At 66.9% G+C, this 6,843-nt stretch carries 4 protein-coding genes and 2 pseudogenes; 4 read left to right on the top strand and 2 right to left on the bottom strand.

The window, feature by feature from the left end:
• Together JCM9942_RS08820 and dusB are read left to right on the top strand one after the other, a co-directional pair.
• Positions 1-720 (top strand): annotated as a pseudogene (locus JCM9942_RS08820) (PfkB family carbohydrate kinase); the annotation flags it as partial.
• A 103-nt stretch (positions 721-823) separates the two neighbouring features.
• Positions 824-1,821 (top strand): annotated as a pseudogene (gene dusB, locus JCM9942_RS08815) (tRNA dihydrouridine synthase DusB).
• Positions 1,822-1,944: 123 nt separating this feature from the next.
• Here the strand turns inward: dusB and JCM9942_RS08810 are convergent.
• Together JCM9942_RS08810 and JCM9942_RS08805 are read right to left on the bottom strand one after the other, a co-directional pair.
• Positions 1,945-2,544 carry a nitroreductase family protein gene (locus tag JCM9942_RS08810; RefSeq protein WP_054659095.1) on the bottom strand — a complete coding sequence of 200 codons (600 nt, stop codon included), beginning with the start codon at positions 2,542-2,544 and terminating at the stop codon, positions 1,945-1,947.
• A 140-nt stretch (positions 2,545-2,684) separates the two neighbouring features.
• A complete protein-coding gene (locus JCM9942_RS08805) occupies positions 2,685-3,758 on the bottom strand; it encodes a metal-dependent hydrolase (protein WP_054659093.1) in 1,074 nt (357 codons plus the stop codon).
• A gap of 152 nt (positions 3,759-3,910) precedes the next feature.
• Between JCM9942_RS08805 and metK the strand changes: the two genes are divergently transcribed.
• Both metK and JCM9942_RS08795 read left to right on the top strand, forming a co-directional pair.
• Entirely contained in the window at positions 3,911-5,146 is a 1,236-nt protein-coding gene (gene metK / locus JCM9942_RS08800) for a methionine adenosyltransferase (RefSeq protein ID WP_054659091.1), read from the top strand.
• 87 nt (positions 5,147-5,233) lie between these two features.
• Complete coding sequence (locus JCM9942_RS08795) at positions 5,234-6,832, top strand: SDR family NAD(P)-dependent oxidoreductase (protein WP_425478334.1); 1,599 nt, start codon at positions 5,234-5,236, stop codon at positions 6,830-6,832.
• Positions 6,833-6,843 lie beyond the last annotated feature (11 nt).

Raw genomic sequence — 6,843 nt, 5'->3', positions numbered from 1 at the left:
CCTGGCGCTGGTGGCCGAGGCCAGCAGCGAGCCCACCGGCACCGCGGGCATCTATGTCGATGCGCGCGGCCGCAACTCCATCGTCATCGGCGCCGGCGCCAATGCCTCGCTGAGCAGCGGGTTCATGGCCACCAACCGCGCCCTGATCGGCAACGCAAGGTGTTGCTGGCACAGCTGGAATCACCGGTGGAATCGATCGAATCGGCACTGGGCATCGCCCGCGAAAGCGGCGTGCTGACCGTGCTCAATCCGGCTCCGGCCAATGCTCCCTCGAGCATCGGCCTGCTCAAGCTGGCCGACGTGCTGACCCCGAACGAGACCGAGTTCTCGGCCCTGCTCGGCCGCCATGTGGGCGAGCGCGTGGAGGCAGACGACGTGGCCACGCTGGACGGCGCGCGTCTGCACGCCCTGTGCCGGCTGCTGTCGGGCGGCACCGTGGTGGTGACGCTGGGGGCGGTGGGCGTGTTCGTCTCGCACGATGAAGACACCCTGCGCGGCGACAGCGTGCCGTACTACCGCATCGGTGCCGAATCGGTGCAGGTGGTCGATACCACCGGTGCGGGCGACGCCTTCAACGGCGCGCTGTCCTCCTCGCTGGCGCAGGCGCCGGAAGCGGCATTCATGACCCACGTGCGGTTTGCCAACCAGTACGCGGCCCGCTCCACCGAGAAGGAAGGCGCCGCGCTGTCGATGCCCCGGCTGACCCCTGCCGAGGCCTGAGCGGCCTGAAGGTTGCACCCACAACGGCCCGGCGACGGGCCGTTGTGCTGTCCGCCCCCGGCGTTCAGCCACCGCCCCACGGCCCACCCCCTACAATAGCCCCATGCAGATTGGCCCCTACACCATCGCACCGAACGTGGTGCTCGCGCCCATGGCCGGCGTCACCGACAAGCCGTTCCGGCAGCTGTGCAAGCGCCTGGGCGCGGGCCTGGCCGCCTCGGAGATGACCATCTCCGATCCGCGCTTCTGGACCACCCGCAAGTCGATCCACCGCATGGACCACGCCGGTGAACCGGCGCCGATCAGCGTGCAGATCGCCGGTACCGAGCCTGCGCAGCTGGCCGAGGCGGCACGCTACAACGTCGACCACGGCGCGCAGATCATCGACATCAACATGGGCTGCCCGGCCAAGAAGGTCTGCAACGCCTGGGCCGGCTCGGCGCTGATGCGCGACGAGGCGCTGGTGGCGCGCATCCTGCAAGCGGTGGTGGCCGCGGTGGACGTGCCGGTGACGCTGAAGATCCGCACCGGCTGGTGCGCGCAGGTGCGCAACGCCCCGGCCATCGCCCGCATCGCGCAGGACAGCGGCATCAAAGCGCTGGCCATCCACGGCCGCACCCGCGACCAGCACTACATCGGCACGGCCGAGTACGACACCATCGCCGCGATCAAGGCGATGCTGGACATCCCGGTGCTGGCCAATGGCGATGTGGATTCGCCGCGCAAGGCCGAGCAGGTGCTCAAACACACAGGCGCCGATGCGGTGATGGTTGGCCGCGCCGCGCAGGGCCGGCCGTGGATCTTCCGCGAGATCGCCCACTACCTGGCCACCGGCCAGGAGCTGCCGCCGCCCTCATTGACCGAGGTCCGCGGCATCCTGCTGGGGCATCTCACCGACCTGCATGCTTTCTATGGCGAACAACAGGGCGTGCGCATCGCCCGCAAGCATCTGGCTGGTATGCCAGGGACCGCCCGGAGAACACGGCCTTCCGCGCGGTGGTCAACGCCGCCGAGACCGCCGATGCACAGCTGCGCCTGACCGGCGACTATTTCGACGCGCTGATTGCCGGCGAGCGGCCGGCCCTGTCGCCAGCGGCCTGATCCGGCGCAGACCACGTCAGCGCGGGGCGCCAGAGGTTCACCCATGAAAAAGCCCGCCAGCAGGACTGGCGGGCTTCCGGCAGGGACATCAGCGCGCGGGGGAGAGAAACGCGCTGCGGTCGATCAGCCGAACACCTTGAAGCGGGCTTCGTCCTCGATATAGCTCTTCTCGCCGAACGCGGCTTCATGGGAGCCGAACGGCATCTGCGCACGCAGGGTCCAGCTGGCCGGAATGCCCCAGTGCTCGCGCACCGCCTCGTTCACCAGCGGGTTGTAGTGCTGCAGGCTGGCGCCGATACCGGCGTCGGCCAGCGCGGTCCACACCGCGAACTGGGCCATGCCGTTGGACTGCTCGCCCCAGATCGGGAAGTTCTCGGCATACAGCGGGTACTGCGCCTGCAGGCCCTTGACCACGTCGCTGTCGACGAAGAACAGCACGGTACCGGCACCGGCGGCGAAGCTGTCGATCTTGTTGCTGGTGCCCTCGAAGGCCTCGGCCGGCACGATCTTGCGCAGCTCGTCCCGGGTCAGGTCCCAGAACTTCTGGCTTTCGGCACCGAACAGGATCACCGCCCGCGCCGACTGCGCATTGAACGCCGACGGCGCTTCACGCACGGCGTGCTTGATCAGGCTGGCGGTGTCGTTCTGGCTCATCGGCAGGGTCTTGCCGAGGGCGTATTGCGAGCGGCGCTTCTTGTACAGGGAGATGGCTTGGCTGTTCATGGTCGGTTCCTTGGGAGAAGCGGACCGGCACCATCGCCGATTCCTGCTTGATGGCCCCCATTTTATTTGCCAGCAAAATCAGAACAATCACCCTGAAAGGCATAATTTGTTTCAAATTCAGAACGCGAGCCAGTGAGTGGCTACCTGACACGCTCCGCCACCCCGGGGCCAGCCGCTTCCGCCACCGGTGGAGCCGTCCAGATCCGCTGCCACGCCTCGCCCAGTCGCTGTTTCAGCAGCGCACGCCCGCCCTGCTCCCGGTAGACGGGCCTGAGCTGGCGTGGCGCGATCGCCTGCCAGTCCTCCCCATCAATCCGGGCCACGGCGAACGTGAAGTTGTAGTCCGGCTCCAGGCCCATGCGCAGATCGCTGAGCACCAGCTCCCCGCCCTGCACCTGCGCGCGCATGAAGCCGCGGTTGAACCAGTTCAGGCGCTGCACCGCCGGCACCTCGCCGGCCTGGCGCAAAGCCTGCACGTTGGAGGGGTAACCGCTGAACTGCATCGGCCCGTGGTCGGCCCACAGCGAGCGGTCACCGACCACATAGCCGCCTGGGGTCATCGCCACCACCCGCCACAGCAGGGTGTTGAACGGCATCGGTACCGAGAACCTGGGCGCATCGGCGAGACCTATCGCCGCCAGCGCCTGATCTGCGGCCCGGTCCACCTGCGCCTTGGCCACCAGCGACCAGCCCAGATAACCGGTGCTGAGCAGCACCCCCGCCACCAGTGCCCGCTGTGCCAGCGGCCGCACCTGCGCGAACCAGGCGATCACGCAGGCCAGCAGCAGCCACACGGTGTACAGCGGATCGATGATGAACACGCTCGACCACATCGCCGGTGCCGGCGTCAGCGGCCACCACAACTGGGTGCCGTAGACGGTGAAGGCATCCAGCAGCGGATGGGTGACCAGCGCCAGCACGATCGCCCACCACCAGCGCACCGGGGCGACGGCCACCCGGCCCTGGCCGAAACGGCGGTACAACCACCAGATCAGCGTGCCCAGCAGTGGCAGCACCAGCAGCGAATGGCTGAAACTGCGGTGGACCGTCATCAATGTGACCGGATTGTCGGTGAACGCCGCGATGAACAGACCATCGAGGTCGGGCAAGGTGCCCAGTGCGGCACCGGCCAACAAGGCCGCGCGGCGATGGCCGGCGGGCGCGAGAGAGGCAGCGACAGCGCCGCCGAGAACGATCTGACTGAGCGAATCCATGTGCCGATCCTAGCAGCCGGTCACGGCCTATCATTCTCCCGGACACGCTGGCTTAACCACCGGCAACATCACACCCCGCACAATGCACAGGGCGGGCATGCCGTGTATCATGCGCGCCCATCTCTCCATCCGAATCAAGGGATATTGCCTCGATGTCCAGCTACCTGTTCACCTCCGAATCGGTCTCCGAAGGCCATCCGGACAAGATTGCCGACCAGATCTCCGACGCGGTGCTGGACGCAATCCTGACCCAGGACAAGCGCGCCCGCGTGGCCTGCGAAACCATGGTCAAGACCGGTGCGGCCATCGTCGCCGGCGAAGTCACCACCTCGGCGTGGGTCGATATCGAAGAACTGACCCGCAAGGTCATCAACGACATCGGCTACAACAATTCCGACGTCGGCTTCGACGGCCACACCTGCGCGATCATCAACATGCTCGGCAAGCAGTCGCCGGACATCGCCGCCGGCGTGGACGGTTCGGGCAAGAAGACCAAGAAGCCGGAAGAACAGGGCGCCGGCGACCAGGGCCTGATGTTCGGCTATGCCTGCAACGAGGCGCCGGAATTCATGCCGGCCCCGATCTACTACTCGCACCGTCTGGTCGAGCAGCAGGCCAAGGTCCGCAACAAGAAGAACTCGCCGCTGCCGTGGCTGCGCCCGGACGCCAAGAGCCAGGTCACCCTGCGCTATGGCGACAACGGCAAGATCGAAGGCCTGGACGCGGTGGTGCTGTCCACCCAGCACGACCCGGGCGTGAAGCAGAAGGACCTGATCGAGGCCGTGCGCGAGCACATCCTCAAGCCGGTGCTGCCCAAGGCGTGGCTGGACGCGCTGCCGAAGAACAAGATCCACATCAACCCGACCGGCATCTTCGTCATCGGCGGCCCGGTGGGTGATTGCGGCCTGACCGGCCGCAAGATCATCGTCGACACCTACGGCGGCATGGCCCGTCACGGTGGCGGTGCGTTCTCGGGCAAGGATCCGTCCAAGGTTGACCGTTCGGCCGCCTACGCCGCCCGCTACGTGGCCAAGAACGTCGTGGCTGCCGGCCTGGCGGACAAGTGCGAAGTGCAGGTCTCCTACGCCATCGGCGTGGCCGAGCCGACTTCGATCTCGGTCACCACCTTCGGCACCGGCAAGATCGCCGACGCGCAGATCGAGAAGCTGATCCGTGCGCACTTCGACCTGCGTCCGTACGGCATCATCAAGATGCTGGATCTGATCCACCCGATGTACCAGCAGACCGCCGCCTACGGCCACTTCGGGCGCAAGCCGAAGGAATTCAGCTACGTCGATGGCGAGGGCAAGAGCCAGACCGCGACCGCCTTCTCCTGGGAGAAGACCGACCGCGCCGAGGCGCTGCGCAAGGCCGCCAAGCTGAAGTAATAAACTGGCACTGCCAGTGACCGGAACGGGCCGCGCAAGCGGCCCGTTTTTTTGGCCCGCAACTGAACTGCCGTACAGGATCCCCCCGTGAGCGAATGCACCGACCCGCACCACCCGCCGACCACGCTGCCGCCCGCCAGCGATAGCGCCGTTCCCGACACGGACGGACTGCTGGCTGTGCTGGAAACCGTCGCCGAGGACCGTACCGTGCTTGATGCATGGCCGGCCGAGCAGCGCGCGCGGCTGTACAAGGCCGTGGCCAGCATCGCCAACCCGGCGCCGAAGTTCCGTCGCCAGAAGGCCAAGCTCGAACAGCGCGCGCAGCATGCCGAGAAATTGCGCAAGGCCGATGCCCTGCTGGAACAGACCGGCATCCGCACCCTGCGCAGCAAACCGGTGTTCAGCACGCCAAACTATTTCCCGCCGCAGAATTTCGACCAGCAGAACCGGCTGGCGCACGATCCGCGCGAGCCCGAGCGCGAGCCGCTGGAATCCCCGGAGCTGCGCCACTGCTATGTGTGCAAGCAGAAGTACACGCGGCTGCACCACTTCTACGACCAGATGTGCACACGCTGCGCGGACTTCAATTTCGCCAAGCGCACCGAGCTGGCCGATCTGGGCGGGCGCGTGGCGCTGCTCACCGGTGGCCGGGTCAAGATCGGCTTCCAGGCGGGTCTGAAGCTGCTGCGTGCCGGCGCGCACCTGATCGTCACCACCCGGTTCCCGCGCGATTCGGCCGCCCGCTATGCGCAGGAACCGGATTTCGCGGTGTGGGGCCATCGCCTGGAGGTGTTCGGGCTGGATCTGCGCCATACCCCCAGCGTGGAAGCGTTCTGCAGTGAAGTGGCCGGCAAGTATTCGCGGCTGGATTTCATCATCAACAACGCCTGCCAGACCGTGCGCCGCCCGCCGGAGTTCTACGCGCACATGATGGAGGCCGAAACCGCCAGCATGGCGCAGACGCCCGAACACGTGCGCAAGCTGCTGGGCAATTTCGAAGGGCTGCGCAGCCACGACCTGCTGCCCGAAGCCACCGCCCTGAGCTCGGCCGCGCTGCACGGCCTGTCCGACGCCCCGGGGCTGACCCACGCACCGGCGCTGTCGCAGGTGCCCTTGCTGGCCGAGGAACTGCTGGGCCAGAAGCACCTGTTCCCGGAAGGCCGGCTGGACAAGGACCTGCAGCAGGTCGATCTGCGCGGACGCAACTCCTGGCGCCTGCAGATGCACGAGGTCCCGGCGGTGGAACTGCTGGAAACCCAGCTGGTCAACGCAGTGGCGCCGTTCATCCTCAATGCGCGGCTGAAGCCGCTGATGCTGCGCACGCCCAATCGCGACAAGCACATCGTCAACGTCTCGGCGATGGAAGGCCAGTTCTACCGCAACTTCAAGACCACCAAGCATCCGCATACCAACATGGCCAAGGCCGCGTTGAACATGATGACGCGCACCGCGGCGGCCGATTACCACGGCGACGGCATCCATATGAACAGCGTGGATACCGGCTGGGTGACCGACGAGGATCCGATCGAGCTGGCCACCCGCAAGACCGCCGAGGAGCGCTTCCATCCGCCGCTGGATATCGTCGATGGCGCCGCGCGCATCGTCGACCCGATCATCCACGGCTTCAACACCGGCGAGCACGTGTGGGGCCAGTTCCTGAAGGACTACCAGCCCACGCACTGGTAAGCGGCGCCGGC

Origin of the sequence: Stenotrophomonas pictorum JCM 9942 (genome assembly GCF_001310775.1) — a bacterium.
GTDB classification, from domain to species: Bacteria; Pseudomonadota; Gammaproteobacteria; order Xanthomonadales; family Xanthomonadaceae; genus Stenotrophomonas; species Stenotrophomonas pictorum.
This window is presented reverse-complemented; position numbering and strand designations above follow the sequence as displayed.